General features: G+C 70.1%; 14 protein-coding genes. 10 read left to right on the top strand and 4 right to left on the bottom strand.

Translation table 11 applies throughout. The features are described from left to right. Positions 1 to 25: 25 nt before the first annotated feature. Positions 26 to 1,606 carry a GntP family permease gene (locus J2853_RS39200; RefSeq protein WP_307566273.1) on the bottom strand — a complete coding sequence of 527 codons (1,581 nt, stop codon included), beginning with the start codon at positions 1,604 to 1,606 and terminating at the stop codon, positions 26 to 28. A gap of 257 nt (positions 1,607 to 1,863) precedes the next feature. Between J2853_RS39200 and J2853_RS39195 the strand changes: the two genes are divergently transcribed. The 7 genes from J2853_RS39195 (at position 1,864) to J2853_RS39165 (ending at position 8,843) form a co-directional block, all read left to right on the top strand. After that, entirely contained in the window at positions 1,864 to 3,093 is a 1,230-nt protein-coding gene (locus J2853_RS39195; RefSeq protein ID WP_307566271.1) for a CaiB/BaiF CoA transferase family protein, read from the top strand. Beyond that, a complete protein-coding gene (locus J2853_RS39190) occupies positions 3,094 to 4,035 on the top strand; it encodes a hydroxymethylglutaryl-CoA lyase (RefSeq protein ID WP_307566269.1) in 942 nt (313 codons plus the stop codon). 50 nt (positions 4,036 to 4,085) lie between these two features. Further along, a complete protein-coding gene (locus J2853_RS39185) occupies positions 4,086 to 4,898 on the top strand; it encodes an IclR family transcriptional regulator (RefSeq protein WP_307566267.1) in 813 nt (270 codons plus the stop codon). Between the two features lie 137 nt (positions 4,899 to 5,035). Then, positions 5,036 to 6,352 (top strand): MFS transporter, encoded by a 1,317-nt coding sequence (locus J2853_RS39180; RefSeq protein WP_307566266.1) that lies wholly within the window; start codon positions 5,036 to 5,038, stop codon positions 6,350 to 6,352. A gap of 218 nt (positions 6,353 to 6,570) precedes the next feature. After that, on the top strand, positions 6,571 to 7,572 hold the full coding sequence (locus J2853_RS39175; protein WP_307566265.1) for a sigma-70 family RNA polymerase sigma factor: 1,002 nt from the start codon (positions 6,571 to 6,573) through the stop codon (positions 7,570 to 7,572). A 61-nt stretch (positions 7,573 to 7,633) separates the two neighbouring features. Beyond that, on the top strand, positions 7,634 to 8,008 hold the full coding sequence (locus J2853_RS39170) for a VOC family protein (protein ID WP_307566264.1): 375 nt from the start codon (positions 7,634 to 7,636) through the stop codon (positions 8,006 to 8,008). A 40-nt stretch (positions 8,009 to 8,048) separates the two neighbouring features. Next, entirely contained in the window at positions 8,049 to 8,843 is a 795-nt protein-coding gene (locus J2853_RS39165) for a class I SAM-dependent methyltransferase (RefSeq protein WP_307566263.1), read from the top strand. Between the two features lie 22 nt (positions 8,844 to 8,865). Here J2853_RS39165 and J2853_RS39160 read toward each other — a convergent pair whose 3' ends face one another. Further along, positions 8,866 to 9,669 (bottom strand): thioesterase family protein, encoded by an 804-nt coding sequence (locus tag J2853_RS39160; protein ID WP_307566262.1) that lies wholly within the window; start codon positions 9,667 to 9,669, stop codon positions 8,866 to 8,868. Positions 9,670 to 9,942: 273 nt separating this feature from the next. Between J2853_RS39160 and J2853_RS39155 the strand changes: the two genes are divergently transcribed. The 3 genes from J2853_RS39155 to J2853_RS39145 all read left to right on the top strand — a co-directional run bounded on the left by J2853_RS39155 (position 9,943) and on the right by J2853_RS39145 (position 13,251). After that, positions 9,943 to 10,641 carry a TetR/AcrR family transcriptional regulator C-terminal domain-containing protein gene (locus tag J2853_RS39155; RefSeq protein ID WP_307566261.1) on the top strand — a complete coding sequence of 233 codons (699 nt, stop codon included), beginning with the start codon at positions 9,943 to 9,945 and terminating at the stop codon, positions 10,639 to 10,641. A 310-nt stretch (positions 10,642 to 10,951) separates the two neighbouring features. Continuing rightward, positions 10,952 to 11,938, top strand: coding sequence for an NAD(P)-dependent alcohol dehydrogenase (locus J2853_RS39150; RefSeq protein ID WP_307566259.1), 987 nt, complete (start codon positions 10,952 to 10,954; stop codon positions 11,936 to 11,938). Between the two features lie 227 nt (positions 11,939 to 12,165). Beyond that, a complete protein-coding gene (locus J2853_RS39145) occupies positions 12,166 to 13,251 on the top strand; it encodes a lytic transglycosylase domain-containing protein (RefSeq protein WP_307566258.1) in 1,086 nt (361 codons plus the stop codon). A 29-nt stretch (positions 13,252 to 13,280) separates the two neighbouring features. On the opposite strand, the gene J2853_RS39140 is transcribed toward J2853_RS39145, so the two are convergent. After that, positions 13,281 to 15,638 (bottom strand): glycoside hydrolase family 65 protein, encoded by a 2,358-nt coding sequence (locus tag J2853_RS39140; protein ID WP_307566257.1) that lies wholly within the window; start codon positions 15,636 to 15,638, stop codon positions 13,281 to 13,283. 52 nt (positions 15,639 to 15,690) lie between these two features. After that, the gene (locus J2853_RS39135) at positions 15,691 to 16,434 is read right to left on the bottom strand and encodes an HAD family hydrolase (RefSeq protein WP_307566256.1); all 744 of its coding nucleotides are present in this window, start codon (positions 16,432 to 16,434) and stop codon (positions 15,691 to 15,693) included. Positions 16,435 to 16,636 lie beyond the last annotated feature (202 nt).

The raw sequence follows: 16,636 nt of genomic DNA, 5'->3' as shown, positions 1-16,636 counted from the left end.
CGGCCAACAGGCCGCACGTCCTGCCTCAGAACAGCAGGCTGAGCGGCAGGAGCAGGAGGATGCCCACGATCGAGGCCACGGAAACGGCGAGGGTGCAGGTCTTGAGCGTGCCACGGGTGGTCTGGCCCAGCAGTGACTGCAGCAGCCAGAAGGTGTTGCTGGTGACGTGGACGGCGAACAGCGAGCCGGTCCCCGCGGCGAGTGCGATCAGCACCGGGTCGAGGCCGAGCGCGGGCGCGACCGGGGCGAGGATGCCTGCCGCCGTGATGGCCGAGATGGTGACCGAGCCGACCGCTATGTGCAGGGCCGCGGCGACCAGCCAGACCAGCAGCAGCGGCAGGAAGGTGTGGGCGGTGAAGTATCCGCGGAGGATGTCGCCCAGGCCGCCGGCCGCGACCACCGCCGCCAGGGAGCCGCCGACCGCGGTCAGGGCGAGGATCTGACCGCTCTCCCTGAAACCGTGGGCGATGGCTGTCTCCACCCGCTTCCCGCCCACGACGACGCGGCCGACGATCAAGGTGCCGATGAGCCCGATCAGCATGGCGAACACCGGGTTCGAGATAAACTTCAGCACCGCGCTCTTGTCGCCCACGGCCTCGGTGACGGCGCCGACGGCGATCATCAGCAACGCGACGAGGAGCGGGGCGAAGCACACGAGCAGGCCGGGGCCACTCGCCTCGCCGCCTGCCGTGTCGTCGGAGTCGCGTCCTTCGGTGACGTCCGGGCCGCTCACCGGCGCGGCACCCGGCCATGCGGACGCCCGGCACGCCGTCCCCGCGGCCTGCGTGGCCGCCTCCACAGCCCGCGTGACCGTCCCCGCGCCCTGGACAGCCGTCCCCGTGGTCTGCGTGACCGCCCCCGCGGCCTGGGCAGTCGTCCCCGCGGTCTGGGTGACCGTTCCCGCGCCCTGGGTGGCCGGCACGGTGGTCAGGGTCTCCGCCGTGGCCTCCTCGGCGACGGCGGCGACCTCGTCGGTGGCGCTGTTCCAGAATCCCCGGCGGAACAGGAAGGTCATGATCGAAACCGAGATGACGACGGTCGGGATGATCAGTACCAGCCCCCAGAGCAGCATCGTGCCCAGCGGGACGTGCAGCAGCGCCGCCAGGGCCAGCGTGCCGACACCCGGCACCATGAGGACGATGCCGCATTCGAGCCCGATGGCCATGGCGGCGGCCATCCGGGGCGTGCCCAGCGGGCCGATCCGGCGCGCGGCGGATCTGGCCAACGGGGCCGAGATCACCAGCAGCACGTCCAGGTAGATCGACTGCAGCAGCGTGCCGATGGCCAGCGACATCGAGTACGGCAGCCGTTTGGGGCCGAAGACGTGAAGCAGCCGGTTGACCAGCCGCTCGATGGCGCCCATCTCCTGCAGTATCGCGCCCGTCAGCACGCCGAAGACGATCAGAAGCCCGACCTCGGCCATGATGTCGCCGAAGCCCTTGGTGATCGTCTCGATGGTCCTGCCCAGGCCGAGGGGGGTCATCAGTCCCAGGCAGAGCGAACCGAGCACCAGCGAGATCACCGGGTTCACGCGGAAACGAACGATCAGCACCACGATGGCGACGATCGCCACCGCGGTGCCGGCAAGGACTGCGGTATCTGACATCTCGTTCCTTCGATGGAGACGGCGGTGAAGGTGATCGCTCGTCGCCGCCGCTGTGAACCGGCCCGCAACCAAACCGTGGGATGCCAAGTCATCGTGAGGGTGACCAGTGGGCCGGTCAAGGATCCTCTGCAGACCAATCTAAGGGCAATTTGCCCGATTTGTGCATAAATCTGCCCTCAACTGTTAATTTGACCCATACGGTCGACAACCCTCATAATGGGATAAGAAACCACAATGTGGGTTGCTGGGGGTCGGTGATGACCGAACAGAGTCCGAACGGACGGGAAGCCTCTGGGCCGCTGAGCGGTCTGCGGGTGCTTGAGCTGGGCAACTTCATCGCCGCGCCCTCGGCCGGCCGCCTCATGGCGGACTTCGGAGCGGATGTCGTCAAGGTGGAACGCCCTCCCGGTGGAGACGAGCTGCGCCGGTGGCGGCTCCACGAAGGTGAGACCTCCCTGCTGTTCCGCGTGATGAACCGCAACAAGCGGTCCGTCACGCTGGACCTGAAACGCTCCGAGGGCCGTACGGTCGCCCTCGACCTGATCCGCCGTTCGGATGTGGTGCTGGAGAACTTCCGGCCCGGCACCCTCGAACGCTGGGGGCTCGGGATCGAGCGGATGCGCGAGGTGAACCCGGGCGTGATCCTGGTCCGCATCTCGGGATACGGACAGTCCGGTCCATACCGCGACCGCCCGGGCTTCGGCGGCGTGGCGGAGGCCGTCGGCGGGCTCAGAAACCTCACCGGCTATCCCGATCGGCCCCCCACCCGGGTCGGCATCAGTCTCGCCGACTCCGTATCCGGCCTGTACGCCGTCATCGGAGCCCTCGCCGCCCTGCACCGCCGTGACGTCACGGGACAGGGAGAGGTGGTGGACGTCGCCCTGTACGAGACGATCTACTCACTGATGGAGTCGCTGACCCCTGACTACAGCGCCTTCCAGATCGAGCCGGAGCGGACCGGCGGCTCGCTGCCGGGGATCGCGCCGTCCAACACCTACCTGTGCGGCGACGGGCGCCACGTCGTGATCAGCGGCAACGGGGACTCCATCTTCAAACGGCTGATGCGGGTGATCGGCCGTCCCGAACTGGCCGAGGACGTACGGCTCGCCGACAACGCCGGCCGGGTACGGCACGCCGGGCGACTGGACGCCGCCGTTTCGGCCTGGACCCTCCAACTGCCGCACGAGGAGGTGCTGCGGCGGTTGGAGGAGGGTCAGATTCCCTCCACCCCCATCTTCACCGCGGCCGACATCGCCAAGGATCCGCACTACGCGGCTCGCGGCATGCTGGAGCGGCATCGGGTGACCATCGCCGCCGGTCAGGACCGGGAGGTGGTCTTCCCCGGCGTCGTGCCCAGGTTCACCCGGGAACCCGGCCGTGTCCGGTGGCTCGGGCCGGAGCTGGGTGAGCACACCGACGAGGTACTGGCCGAAGTGGGGACGGACGAGGCACACCGCGGGAAACTGCGGAACCTGGGAGTGATCTGAGTGAGTGACGTGGCGAAGACGGTCGATCAGGCCCTGATCACCGAGGTTCTGCTCCGTGACGGCTTTCAGATAGAGCCGACGATCATCTCGACCGACGACAAGATCCGGCTGGCCGACGGGCTGGTGGACGCCGGGCTGACCTCACTGGAGATCGGCTCGTTCGTGCACCCGGAAAGGGTGCCGCAGATGGCGGACACCGATCGGCTGGTCCGCGAGTTGCGGCCCGGAGAGCCGGTGGCGCTGCACACCCTGGTCTTCAACGAGCGGGGAGCGCGCCGTGCGGTGGCGGCCGGAGCCCGTCACGTCCGGCTCGTCGTCTCGGCGAGCGACGGCCACAGCCAGGCCAACGCCGGGGTGTCCACGCAGGCGGCCCTCGCCCGGCTGCGCCCCGCCGCGGAGCTGCTGACACAGGCGCGGGTAGGGATCGAAGCCACCGTCGCCACGGCGTTCGTGTGCCCTTTCGACGGCGAGACCAGCCCCGACACGGTGGTGAACGTGGCCCGGGAGCTGACCGGGTTCGGCATCGAGGTGCTCCACCTCGCCGACACGATCGGCGCGGCCAGTCCCCGGCACATCCGACGAACGGTCTCCGCCGTGCGCTCGGCGCTTCCGGGGCTGCCCCTCGGGTTGCACCTGCACAACACCTACGGAATGGCCTCGGCGAACGCCTGGGAGGCGCTCCTGCTGGGCATCCGCCGCTTCGACGCCTCGCTGGGCGGAGTCGGCGGCTGCCCGTTCGCCCCCGGCGCGGCCGGGAACATCGCCACCGACGATCTGGTCAACCTTTTCCATCACGTGGGGGTCGCCACCGGGATCGACACCGGGAAACTCGTCGCTCTCCGGAACGACCTGCGGTCGCTGCTGGGCCGCAGGCTCGACTCCGCTCTCTCCGCCGTGCCGGCCGCGCCGGTAGCCTTGCTGTGTACGACCACCTCGAATTGACGTACGGCACGCCTTCGCGGGCGGCCCGTACGGTCAGAAAGACACGGGTGATGAGCAGCAGGAGCGACGAAGCGGGCACGGCGTCGGTGCTGGTTCTCCACAAGATCCGCCAGATCCTGGAGTGCTTCGCCGTCGAGCGGCCCGAGCTGACTCTTCAGCAGATCACCCGGGCCACGGGCCTGCCCTCCAGCACCTGCCAGCGGCTGGTGAACAGCCTGCTGCGGGAGGGATTCCTGGACCGCCACGAGGACACCTACCGCATCGGTCTCGCTCTGGTGCGGTGGGCGGCTCCCGGAACCTTCGGCCTGGACCTCGTGCGGCTCACCCGTCCGGTGCTCCGGCGACTGCGTGATCAGACGGGAGAATCGGCCTGTCTGCACGTGCGGGACGGTCCCTTCCGTACGGTGGTGGGCCTGGCCGAGACCCGCCACGTGATCATGCGGATGTTCATGGTGGGCATGGTGATGCCCCTGCACGCGGGGTCGGCCGGCAAGATCTTCATGGCCTTCGATCCGATGGCGCGCCGTGCGGCGGTCAGCCACGGTCTCATCCGGCACACGTCCCACACCGTCGTCGACATCGACGAGTTGGACCGGCAACTGGAGGAGATCCGCGAAAGCGGCTATTCGGCGACGTTCGAAGAACGTGACATCGGCGCGGCCTCGATCAGCGCGCCCGTCTTCGGGGCCACCGGTGAGCTTGTGGCGGTCCTGGGCATCGTCGCTCCGACGCAACGGCTGACTCCCGCCGACACGAGCCGGCTCGCGCCCGCGGTCATGGAGGCGGCCGAAGAGGGATCCCGCCGCCTCGGGTACCGTCCCGACCTCCGCCTGGCCTCCCACGACCCGGTCACCGACCGGTAACCCGGCATACCAACATGCCACCCGGCCCCTGATGTCCGGGGTGGACCGGAATCCCCGCGCTGATCGTCGAGGACGCAAGGAAATCAGCAGCTTGTAGCTGATTTGTTGTGATGGACGGTCACGTGAAGGATGCGGGGATGATCTCCCCCAGCCTGTTCCGGCAGCGCCACTTCCTGCTCTTCGTCGGCGGCAGCGCGGGCTCCTGGGCCACCGTGTACGTCCAGAGTTCCGTATACGCCTTCCTGATCCTCGCACTGACCGAAGGTCCCTTCCTGTTCGGCAGTGTCGGGTCCGTGTTCGGCTGGACGAGCATGGGCGGGGATCTGCTGCCGCTACTTCTGGCTCTGCCTCTCGGTGTGCTGATCGACCGGGTAAGGCGCCGGTCGGTGCTGGTGGCGATGAGCCTGCTGGGGGCGGTGCTGCTCGCCTCGGTTCCGGTCGCGACCTGGCTGGGTGTGGCGACCTGGCCGCACGTGGCCCTGGTCGGAGTGATCATCGGGATGCTGCAGGGGACATCGATCGCCCATGACGCCTACCTGCCGACCGTCGTCGGACGTGACCGGCTGGTCTCGGCGAACACCGTGCTGACCGTCGCACCAATGATCGTCCTGCCCGGCGCCATGCTGGCGTCCGACCGCCTTATGGGTGACTCCCCGGCTCCGGTCCTGCTCGTCGCGGCCGTGGTGCTCGCGGTCTCGGCGTTGCTGTTGCGCGGGATCGACGCCCCGGAGGAGCCGTCGGGGCCGCGGTCGGGTCTGCGGCGCGAACTGGCCGAGGGCGTGCGCTTCACCCTGACCCATCCGGTGCTTCGGGCCATCGCCCTGTGCCTGGTGCTGCCGGCGCTGTTCGAGGAAGTGATCGAGGCGGCGATCCGCGAAACGGCCCAGGCCGCGATCCTTGCCCATCGCATCGATCCGGGATGGCCGGCGCTCGCCGGCTTCGCGGCATCCCTCGCCGTGCTCCTGCCGGTCGTGCTGCTGCACCGTCGGATCGGCGTTCTCCGGCTGGCCTGGCTGACCGCCCTGGTGACCCCGCCGTTCGCGCTGCTGTCCACGCTGGCCGACACGGCGTGGGGTGCGCTCTGGTACGAGATCAGCATGATCGTCCCGCGGGCCGGATGGGCGATCGTCGCGGTCGCCCTGCTCAGTCACCGCCAGGTGATCACGCCCGACCGGCTGCTGGGCCGTACCGGCGGCACGCTGCTCCTGCTCATCGGCCTGGCCGAATTGGCCGGCGATTTGCTGGGAGCCCTCGCCGGGCCACTCATCCGGGGGTGGGGACCGCCGCCCCTCCTGGCGTTGGGCGTAGCGGGCACGCTCGCCGCGGCCGTCCCGCTGTTGAGGGTCCGCCATCTCGCCGAGCCCGCACCTTCACCGACGGCTTCCTCCCCAGGGACGACAGCACCCGCGCACGACATCATCGGCAGCGTGGATCCGGACCGGGAAACCCGATAGGTCCTGACAGGACGAGGGCGGGCGCGTCCGGGGACATGACCGGTCGCCCGGCTTCGGGGACTATCGGGAGAACCGTGCCGCGCCCTCCCCCGTGAGCCGGCCCGGCGACGATGTGATCCCCGTATGGGTACGGGCGCGGGGCCGGAAAGTCATCGGTCTCTCCCCCGGGAATCGGTCTCTCCCCCGGATCTGTCGGTGACGGCGCCTATGGTCAGGGGATGGCGGAGACCCTGACCGGCGAAGGCTCCCGGCTGGAGCCGTTCCGGGCCGAACTGACCGGTTACTGCTACCGGTTGCTCGGCTCCGGTTTCGAGGCCGAAGACGCGGTGCAGGAAACGCTGCTGCGGGCCTGGCGGTCGTTCGACCGTTACGACGAGCAGCGGGCGTCGCTGCGTACGTGGCTCTACAGCATCGCCACCAACATCTGCCTCGACATGCTGCGCAGCACGCAACGCCGGGCCCTGGCCATGGATCTCAGCCGGGCGGCGGACGCCGGACCGAGCGTCGGGGAGCCGGTGCCGGAGCGGGTCTGGATCCAGCCGGTCCCCGACGGTCTCGTGCTGCCGATGGACGGCGATCCGGAGGAGGTGGCCGTGCGGCGTGAGACGATCCGCCTGGCGTTCGTCGCCGCGCTGCAGCACCTGCCGCCCCGGCAGAGGGTGGTGCTGATCCTGCGCGACGTGTTGCGATGGAAGGCCGGGGAGGTCGCGACCCTCCTGGAGACCACCGTCGCGTCGGTGACCAGCGCGTTGCAGCGGGCGAGGTCGACGCTCAAAGCGGTCGACGTCATGCCCGGCGAGCCGTTCCGGCCGTCCGACCCCGCCCAGCGCGAACTGCTCACCCGCTACTGCGCCGCGTTCGAGCGTCACGACATCACCGCGCTCGTCGCCCTGCTGCACGAGGACGCGACGATGTCGATGCCCCCCTTCGCCTGGTGGCTTCGCGGTCGCGACCGGATCAGGCAGGCGTTGCTGGATCCGGACGCGTCCTGTGCGGGCGCGCGCCTCGTCCCGGTCGCGGCGAACGGCTCGCCGGCGTTCTGGCAGACCAGACCCGGTCCGGACGGGGTCCACGCCCCCTTCGGGCTGGTCTTCCTCGACGTGTTCGAGGGGCTGGTCCGTGGCATCACCACCTACCTGGACGCCGACCGGCTGATCCCGCTGTTCGGCGCTCCGGCTGACTCCCCCCGGACACCGCACCCGTTTCCCTCACACCGATGAGTTTCGTGACGCCACGGCGTATCACCGTGGACGGCAATTCGAACGAACCGGAGGAGCGGGCATGACGACTGTCCAGCCCATCATCACCACATCCGACCTGGACCGGCTGCGAGCCTTCTACGAGCGCCTGCTCGGGGCGGTGGAGGCGAGCCGCTTCCCGGAAGACGGGCCCGCCTTCTTCGTGGGCCTGAAGCTGGGTGACTCGGAGGTCGGGCTGGTCCACGAGGCGACGACCGACCTGTCCGCACCGCAGCGGATCCTGCTGAGCGTGAGGGTCGACGACGTCGACGGCCTGCTGGGCCTGGTCGAGGCGGCCGGCGGCCGGCTGCTCGGCCCGTCGACCGACATGCCGTGGGGAGAACGCGTGGCCCACATCCACGACCCTGACGGAAACATGGTCAACCTGACCCAGACCCTCCAGGAGGCCGACGGCTGAATCGCTGTCCCGGTAAGGCTTTCCGTAGCAGAATTCGATCATGGATCTGGGATTCCGCGGCGAGATCGCCGACTTCTACCACCGGTACCGGCGGGGTTATCCCGAGGCCGTCATCGACACGCTGGTGGACGCGTTCGGGCTGACGAAGGACGACGTGGTGGTCGATCTCGGCTGCGGTACCGGCCAGTTGACCCTGCCGATCGCCGGGCGGGTACGCGCGGTCGCCGGCGTCGACCCGGAACCGGACATGCTCCGGCGGGCGCGCCGCGCCGCGGATGAGCAGGGCGTCACCAACGCGAGCTGGACGATCGGCACGGACACCGACCTGCCGGCGCTCGGCGCGCTGCTCGGCCACCGGGCCGTCGGCGCGGTGACCATCGGCCAGGCCCTGCACTGGATGGATCACGACCGGCTGTTCCGCACGCTCGTCCCGCTGGTCCGGCCGGGCGGCGGCGTGGCCGTGGTGGCCAACGGAACCCCGTTGTGGTTGCAGGACACCGCCTGGTCACAGGCGTTGCGCGGCTGCTTGGAGCAGTGGCTCGGCCACGGGCTCACCCAGACCTGCGGCACCGACGACGCGACCCGGCGGCGGTACGGCGCGGCCCTGGCCGCCGCCGGTTTCGAGCCGGTCGAGGCCGACCTCGACTACACCGGCGACCTCGACCTCGACCGGATCGTCGGCGGCCTCTACTCGACGTTTTCCGTCGACAGGCTGCCCACGCCGGAGGAACGCCCGCGCTTCACCGAACTGATCCGCCAGGCGATCGAGCGGCACGCGCCGTACACCGAGCACGTCCGTGTGAGGATGCTGATCGGCAGGACCGAGACGCCGTGACCTCGCCGTCGACGGTGTCCGCTCAGCCCGGCGTGCGGATCGCCGCCAGCTGAGTGGCCTGTGCGACCAGGCGGTCCTTGCTGTCCCAGACGTACGCGGTCTCGTCCATCCGCCCGTTCGTGACATCGGCGGCGTGCATGCGGACGCGGACCGGTCCGGGGGCGGGGACGCGGCGGATGTAGGCGCTCAGCTGGATGGTGGGAGCCCAGCCCGTCAGGCCCAGGTCGAAGTTGACCGACGGGACGGGATCGAGGGCGACGAGCAGCGAGAGCGGGTCCCAGTCGGAGCCGTCGGCGAGGCGCTGCCAGCCCGCGATGACGCCTGCGCGAGACGGCGAACCGGACATGAAACCGAGGCGGCCGGGGTCCAGCCGCTGCTCGATCACCTCCATGAGCGGCACCGGGAAGGCCCCGCCCGGCGCCTCGGGCGGGGTGCGCGGGCATTCCCGCTCCGAGGGAAGGTCGACCGGCTCCAGTCCGGACCACCAGGAATCGGCCTCGTCCAGCCGCTCCAGCGTGATCAACGCCTCGATGCGGACGGCACCGCCCTGGGTCAGGCGGGCCCGCACCTGGGTGGCGCTCCGCCCGGTCCGCAGGGGTTCGACGTGGATCTCGGCCGGGCCCGGCGCGGGCGCGGTGACGAAGGCCCCGCTCACCACGCTCGGATGCGGGTGATCATTGGTCCCGCCGTGACAGACCGCGCGGCCCATCACGGCGAGCAGATAGCCGCCGTGCAACTTCCCGCCCACGCTCCACTGCGGGTCCAAGTCGGCCTCATAGACGTCTCCACGCCGGACGACCGCCGTCGCTTCCTGAAAAGTCCCCACCTGTGTTCCCCTGTCCCCCTCGAATATGAGGCTGGTATCGCAGACCCGGCACCGTCGACTGCTCGTACGAGCAACAAGACACGTTCGCGATCCCATCCGGCACACCGCCGCCGAGCGCCGCGATTCGGCTCTCCCCCTCTCCCGTGAAGATCTGACCTGAGAAAGGCCGAGGTAGGAGAGACAGCAGGTGAGACCTGTTGCGGCCCAGCCACGCCGACGGTTCCGGACACAGGCTCACCTTGTACGATCACGTACGGAGGAGGGTTGATACAGGTGGCCGCCCAGAACGAACCAAGGACCGAGCCCCGAATCCCGTTGAGCAGAGAGCGGGTCCTGCGGGCCGCGGTCGACGTCGCGGACGAAGGCGGCATCGAGTCGCTCACGATGCGTCGTCTCGCGGAGGTGCTCGGGGCCGAGGCGATGTCGCTCTACTACCACGTGGCCAACAAGGACAAGGTCCTGGACGGCATCGTCGATGTCATCGCCGAGGAGATCAACGACGTCGTCGACCGGATCGACGTGCCCTCCAAGGGCGCCGACTGGAAAAAGGCCATGCGTCAGAGGATCCTGTCCGCCCGCGCGGTCCTCCTTCGCCACCCCTGGGCGCCCGGCGTCCTGCCGAGCCGCGCCACCACGAGTCCGGCCATCGTGCAGTACTTCGACGCCCTGGTCGGGCTCATGAGAGACGGCGGCTTTTCGTACGACCTGGCCCACCACGCGCTGCACGCCCTGGGGAGCCGGGCCCTGGGGTTCACCCAGGAGCTGTTCGATCCGGGCGACGGAACCGGTGACCAGGACCCCGCGGCGCTTGAGAGCATGGCCGACCGGCTTCCCCATCTCGTCGGCATGCTGGCGGAGGTCGCCCACGACGATCCCGACTCCACACTGGGCTGGTGCGACGACCAGACCGAGTTCGAGTTCGGGCTCGATCTGATCCTCGACGGTCTCGACAGGATGCGCGAAACCGTCTGATCCCCCGCGCTCTCGGCCGTCACCAGGGTCGACGGCCCTGTTCGGCGTGGGAATCGACCGGCTGAAGAAACCCCGCGTGACACTCCCCGATCGCCCGGTCACCGGGATCGCCGAGGTGAGCCGGGTGTGGACGACGCTCCGGCGAAGGTCGCCCGGCTGTGACCGCGAACGACTCTATTGACCGCCTTACGCCGTACGATTACCTTACAAGGTACGACTTACAACGTACGAATGCGGAGTGCGCTCCGCGAGGAAGCGGGGAGACCCATGTATCCACTGACCGGATCTTCGGACGGATGAGGAGAGTGCGATGAAGGCGTTCGTCCTGCGCTCGTTCGGTTCACCCGACGTCTTGGAGCTCACCGACATCGACAAGCCCGTGCCCGGCGACGACGAGGTGCTGGTCCGGGTGCGCGCGACCTCCGTCCAGCCCTACGACTGGCACCACATGAGAGGCGAGCCGTACATCGCGCGCCTGATGGGCGGCGGCGTCGGGCTGCGCAAACCGAAGATCGACATCCTGGGCGCCGACGTGGCGGGACAGGTCGAGGCCGTCGGGAAGGACGTGACGGAGTTCCGCCCCGGCGACGAGGTGTTCGCGATGCCCAAGCGGGGCGGCTTCGCCCAGTACGTATGCGTCCGGGAAAGCGAACTGGCGCCGAAACCGAAGAACCTGTCGTTCGAGCAGGCGGCGGCGGTCCCGATGGCGGCCAACACCGCCCTGCTGGCTCTGCGCGACCAGGGGCGAGTTCAGCCGGGACAGAAGGTCCTCGTCAACGGCGCCTCGGGAGGCGTGGGAACGTTCGCCGTGCAGCTCGCCCGGGCGTTCGGCGCGCAGGTCACCGGCGTGTGCAGCACGCGGAACACGGACCTGGTCCGATCCGCCGGCGCGGACGAGGTCATCGACTACACCAAGGAGGACTTCACCCGGAGTGGACGGCGCTACGACCTCCTGCTGGACAACGCGGGAGGCCACTCGGCGTCGGCGTGCCGTCGGGTGCTGACCCCCAAGGGGACCTACGTCGTCATCGGCGGGCCGGCCGGCCGATGGCTGCAACCCGCCGCTCACGCGTTCTCGGCGCTCGCGGTGTCGCCGTTCGTGTCCCAGAGAATGGTCATGGCGGACGTGGTCCGATGCACGGAGAACAAGCGGAACCTGATGACGCTGACCGCGCTGATCGAGGACGGAAAGATCACCCCGATCATCGACCGCTGTTACCCGTTCGAGGAGATCCCGGCGGCCGTCGGATACCAGGAGGAGGGACACGTCCCGGGAAAGGTCGTCATCACGGTCTGAGCCCACGTCCGGGCACCCGCCCGACGGTCCTCGCCCGGGTCCGTGCCGTCGGCGGCGACGCGGCACCGGGTGGGCGGTGCGGGCGAACGCGGCCGACGTCCGAGGACCGCGTGTTCCACGGGCCCGACTGGGACGAGCCGGCCGGATTCCGGAACCGGTACGGCGGACCCGCCGTGTCCCCGGGGAAAACCGCCGGGGAGGCGGCCGTCCGGGGTACGTTGGGGCCGATGAAGGATCAGCGCACGGGGGTCGCTCGGCCGGAGCGGGGCAGGCGGCCGAGCGGTCCGGCGACACCTCCGCAGCAGGACGCCCCGGGTGGCGGGCCGCCGGGCCCGCGCACGGACCGGTCGCGCGCGAGGCCGATGGCCGCCTCGCTCGTCGGCCTGGCCCTCGCGATCTCCGGCTGTGCCGCCTCACAGGGCGCCGCCTCACAGGGCGCCGCCCCACAAGGCGTCGCCTCACCCGCCGCCCCCAGCCAGACGGCGACGCGATCGGCTCCGGAGCAGTCGGCGACGTCGCCGGCGAAGGAGCCCCTCCGCCAGGAGCCCGCCCTGCCCGCCCCGGACGCGGCGATCCCCAAGGATCCGTCCCAGCTGGCCCGCTCCCTGATCGGCACCACCGCGGAGCTCCGGCGCGCCACCGACGCCTGGATCCGCGACGGGAACCCCGCCAAGGGGCAACCCCCCGAGCCCGTGGTGCTGCTGGCCCTGCACCAGCAGCGCATCTACCGCTACCTCGCCCGCAATCCGCAGGTCGCCTCGCGCACCTACGCCAAGCTGCCCAAGGCCCTGGCCGGGCAGGCGAAGGACAACGTGACGGCCACCCGGGATCTGCGCTCCCTCGTCCACCCCATCAGCGGGTCGGCGAAGTTCCGCGTCCAGCCGCCCAAACCCGCGGACGTCCTGCTCGGCCACTTCCGGCATGCCGAACGCCGGTTCGGCGTCGAGTGGGAGGTGCTGGCGGCGGTGATGTTCGTCGAGACCAAGTTCGGCCGCGTGAGGTCACCGAGCCACACCGGCGCCCAGGGGCCCATGCAGTTCATGCCGGGAACGTGGGACGCCTACGGGATGGGCGGCGACGTCCACGACACCCGCGACGCCATGCTCGCCGCGGCCAACTACCTGCACGCCTCGGGGGCGCCGCGCGACTACCGGCGCGCGCTGTACGCCTACAACCACTCCCAGGCCTACGTCAACGCGGTGCTGCTCCACGCCCGCCAGATCAAGCAGGACATCAGGAACTACTACGCCTACTACAACTGGCAGGTGTTCGTGGTCACCACCCGCGGCGACCGCCGCCTCACCGGCCCCTGACCGTCCGCGGCGACCCGCCGTGGTCTTCCCTATCGGTTCGGGCGGCGAGGGGTGATCTCGCGGCCGGGTGGCTGGCGGATCCTCAACGTGGGCACCGACGCCTTGGGGATCCGGCGGGTGACCGGTTTTTCGACGATCGTGAACTCCTCGCCGTAGTGGGTCAGCGTGAGGGGCGAGCCCTCCAGGAGCCGGTAGGTCGCCGCGCGTGGCGTGACGCCGACCCGTAGCAGGCGACCGTGGTACCGCATCCCGAAGGCCAGCCGCGTGAGGCCCGAGGGCAGTCTGGGGGAGAAGGACATCTGCCCCCGACCGGCGCGCATCCCACCGAATCCGGCCACCAGCGCGATCCACGTCCCGGCCAGCGACGCCATGTGGACCCCGTCGACGGTGTTCTTCTCCAGGTCGTCCAGGTCTATCAGCGCCGCCTCCCCGAGGTAGGCGTAGGCGAGGTCGAGCTGCCCCACCTCGGCGGCGAGCACCGCCTGGGTGCACGCGGACAGCGACGAGTCGCGGACGGTCAGCGCCTCGTAGTAGGCGAAGTCGCGGGCCTTCTGCTCGGGCGTGAACGCGTCACCGCGCAGGTGCATGGCCAGCACGAGGTCGGCCTGCTTGACCACCTGCCTGCGGTAGAGGTCGAAGTAGGCGAAGTGCAGCATCAGGGGGTACTGGTCCGGCTTGGTGGCGGCGAAGTCCCAGACCGCGTGCTCGGTGAACCCCTCGCTCTGGGGATGCACGCCGAGCCGCTCGTCGTAGGGGACGAACATCGCGGTGGCCGCGTTACGCCACGTGGCGGCCTCTTCCAAGGTCACTTCGAGCCCCTCCGCCCGGTCGAGGTGGCGGGTGACGGCCTCGGCCGCCTCGCGAAGGTTCTGCTGGGCCATCAGGTTGGTGTAGACGTTGTTGTCGGCGACGGCGCTGTACTCGTCGGGGCCGGTGACCCCATCGATGCGATACCGTCCGTCGGCGTCGTAGTGGCCGAGAGCGCACCACAGCCTGGCCGTCGCGACGAGCAGCGGCAGGCCGATCTCGCACTCGAACCGGGTGTCCTCGGTGGCGTCGACGTAACGGGTGACCGCGTCGGCGATGTCGGCGTTGACGTGGAACGCCGCGGTTCCGGCGGGCCAGTAGCCGGAGCACTCCTCACCGTTGATGGTCCGCCAGGGGAAGGCGGCCCCGCGCAGCCCGAGCTGGACGGCCCGGTCCTCCGCCATCGGAAGGATCGACTTCCGCCACGACAGCGCGGCGGCGGCGGCCCTGGGGTGGGTGTAGGTGAGCACCGGCAGCACGAAGATCTCGGTGTCCCAGAAGGCGTGTCCGTCGTAGCCCGACCCGGTCAGCCCCTTACCGGGAATGGGGCGATCCTCCAGCCGCGCGGCCGACTGCAGCACGTGGAACAGTCCGAAGCGGACGGCCTGCTGTACTTCGGCGTCGCCCTCGACCTCCACGTCGGCGCCGGCCCAGAACTCGTCGAGATACTCCCGCTGGTCGGCGCGGAGCCCCTCCCAGCCGACCAGCTGGGCGGCCGCCAGCGCGGCGACGACCTGGTCGTGCATGGCGGGCCGGGACCGCTTGGCCGACCAGCCGTACGAGAAGAACTTGACCATCCGCAGCTTCTGGCCGGGTTTCAGCCGCGTGGCGATGGTCACCCGGCCGACGTCGCCGAAGCCTTCGGTCACGACCCGCGTCCCTTCGGGACCGTCGATCTCGTGGCGCATGGCGGCAGCCACCCGCAGGTGGCTGGCCCGGGTGGAATGGATCATGATCGCCATTCCGTCCTTCGTCGAGACGTTCTCCTCCAGAACCAGCGGCGACTCCAGAACGGCGGCCGCGCGCGGGTCGTCGCCGGCGTACTCCATGGTCTCGTTGGCGACGAGTTCGGACTGCACGACCACGCCCCGCGGCCGGCCGACGGCCTCGACCTCGTACTGGATCGCGGCCACCGCGCGGTGGGTGAAGGACACCAGCCGCGTGGAGGTGACCCGCACCTCGCCTCCGGTCGGAGAGCTCCAGTGCGCCCGGCGGGTCAGGGTCCCTGCGCGCAGGTCGAGGACCCGCTCGTGCTCGTGCAGCGTGCCGTACCGCACGTCGAACGGCTCGTCGTCGACCAGCAACCGGATCAGCTTGCCGTTGGTGACGTTGACCACCGTCTGCCCTGACTCGGGATACCCGTAGCCCGCCTCGGCGTACGGCAGCGGCCTCAGTTCGTACACCGAGTTGAGGTAGGTTCCCGGCTGCCCGTACGGCTCGCCCTCGTCGAGGTTGCCGCGCAGGCCGATGTGCCCGTTGGACAGCGCGAACACCGATTCGGTCTGCGCCAGCACGTCCAGGTTGAGGCTGTGCTCCCGCACGGCCCAGGGGTCGACGGTGAAGGCGGGATGACGGATCATCATGCCTCCAACGGCTCGGCGAGGTCGTCGACGACGACCGGCGGATTAAAGATCATCGAGGCTCCAGCAGCTCGGCGAGGTCGTTGACCACGACGTCCGCACCGTGTTCGCGCAGCGCGTCCGCCTGCCCGGCCCGGTCGACGCCGACGACAAAGGCGAACCTCCCCGCGCGGCCGGCCGCCACCCCCGCCAGCGCGTCCTCGAACACCGCCGCCTCGGAGGGCTTGAGCCCGAGCGCCTCGGCCCCCGCGAGATACATGTCCGGTGCGGGCTTGCCCGCGAGATCCCGCCGCTGGGCCACCACGCCGTCGACCCGCGCCTCGAAGAGCTCGGCGAGCCCCGCGGCGGCGAGGACCTTCGCCGTGTTGGCGCTCGACGACACGACGGCCCTGTGCAACCCCGCGTCCCGGACGGCCTGGACGTACCGGACCGAGCCCGGGAACACCTCCACGCCGTCCCTGTCCAGGATCGCCTGTACGAGCGTGTTCTTCCGGTTGCTCACCCCGTGCAGGGTCAGCGCGTCGGGCGGATCGTCCGGCGACCCCTCGGGCAGGGTGATGCCACGCGCGGCCAGGAAGCTCCTCGTCCCGTCCAGCCGCTTCTTCCCGTCGACGTAGCGGTCGTAGTCGGCCACCGCGTCGAACGGCACGAACGGGTTTCCCGTCCGGCCGGCCCATCCCCGCAGGAACTCGTCGAACGCCGACTTCCACGCGGCGGCGTGCACCGTCGCGGTGCGGGTGAGCACCCCGTCCATGTCGAACAGGCACCCGCGAACCCCGTCAGGCAATCCCAGCATCGGCCCTCCCCCGGTCAGGCACGTATGAGATCTTCTTCCCCTACGTACCCACCTGCGGCCTCGCCACCTCACCGGGCGCTCCCGAAGGGGCGGACGCGGTGGGTGAGCGGTGCCACGGCGGCCCGCTCTCCGGGCGCGGGACGCGATACCGATGGTCCGCTCTCCGGGCGTGGGACGCGATACCGGCGGTCCGCTTTCCGGG

Source organism: Streptosporangium lutulentum (genome assembly GCF_030811455.1).
In the GTDB taxonomy this organism is placed as follows: Bacteria; Actinomycetota; Actinomycetes; order Streptosporangiales; family Streptosporangiaceae; genus Streptosporangium; species Streptosporangium lutulentum.
The sequence above is the reverse complement of the archived record's forward strand: the minus strand, read 5'-3'. Positions and strand labels throughout refer to the sequence as shown.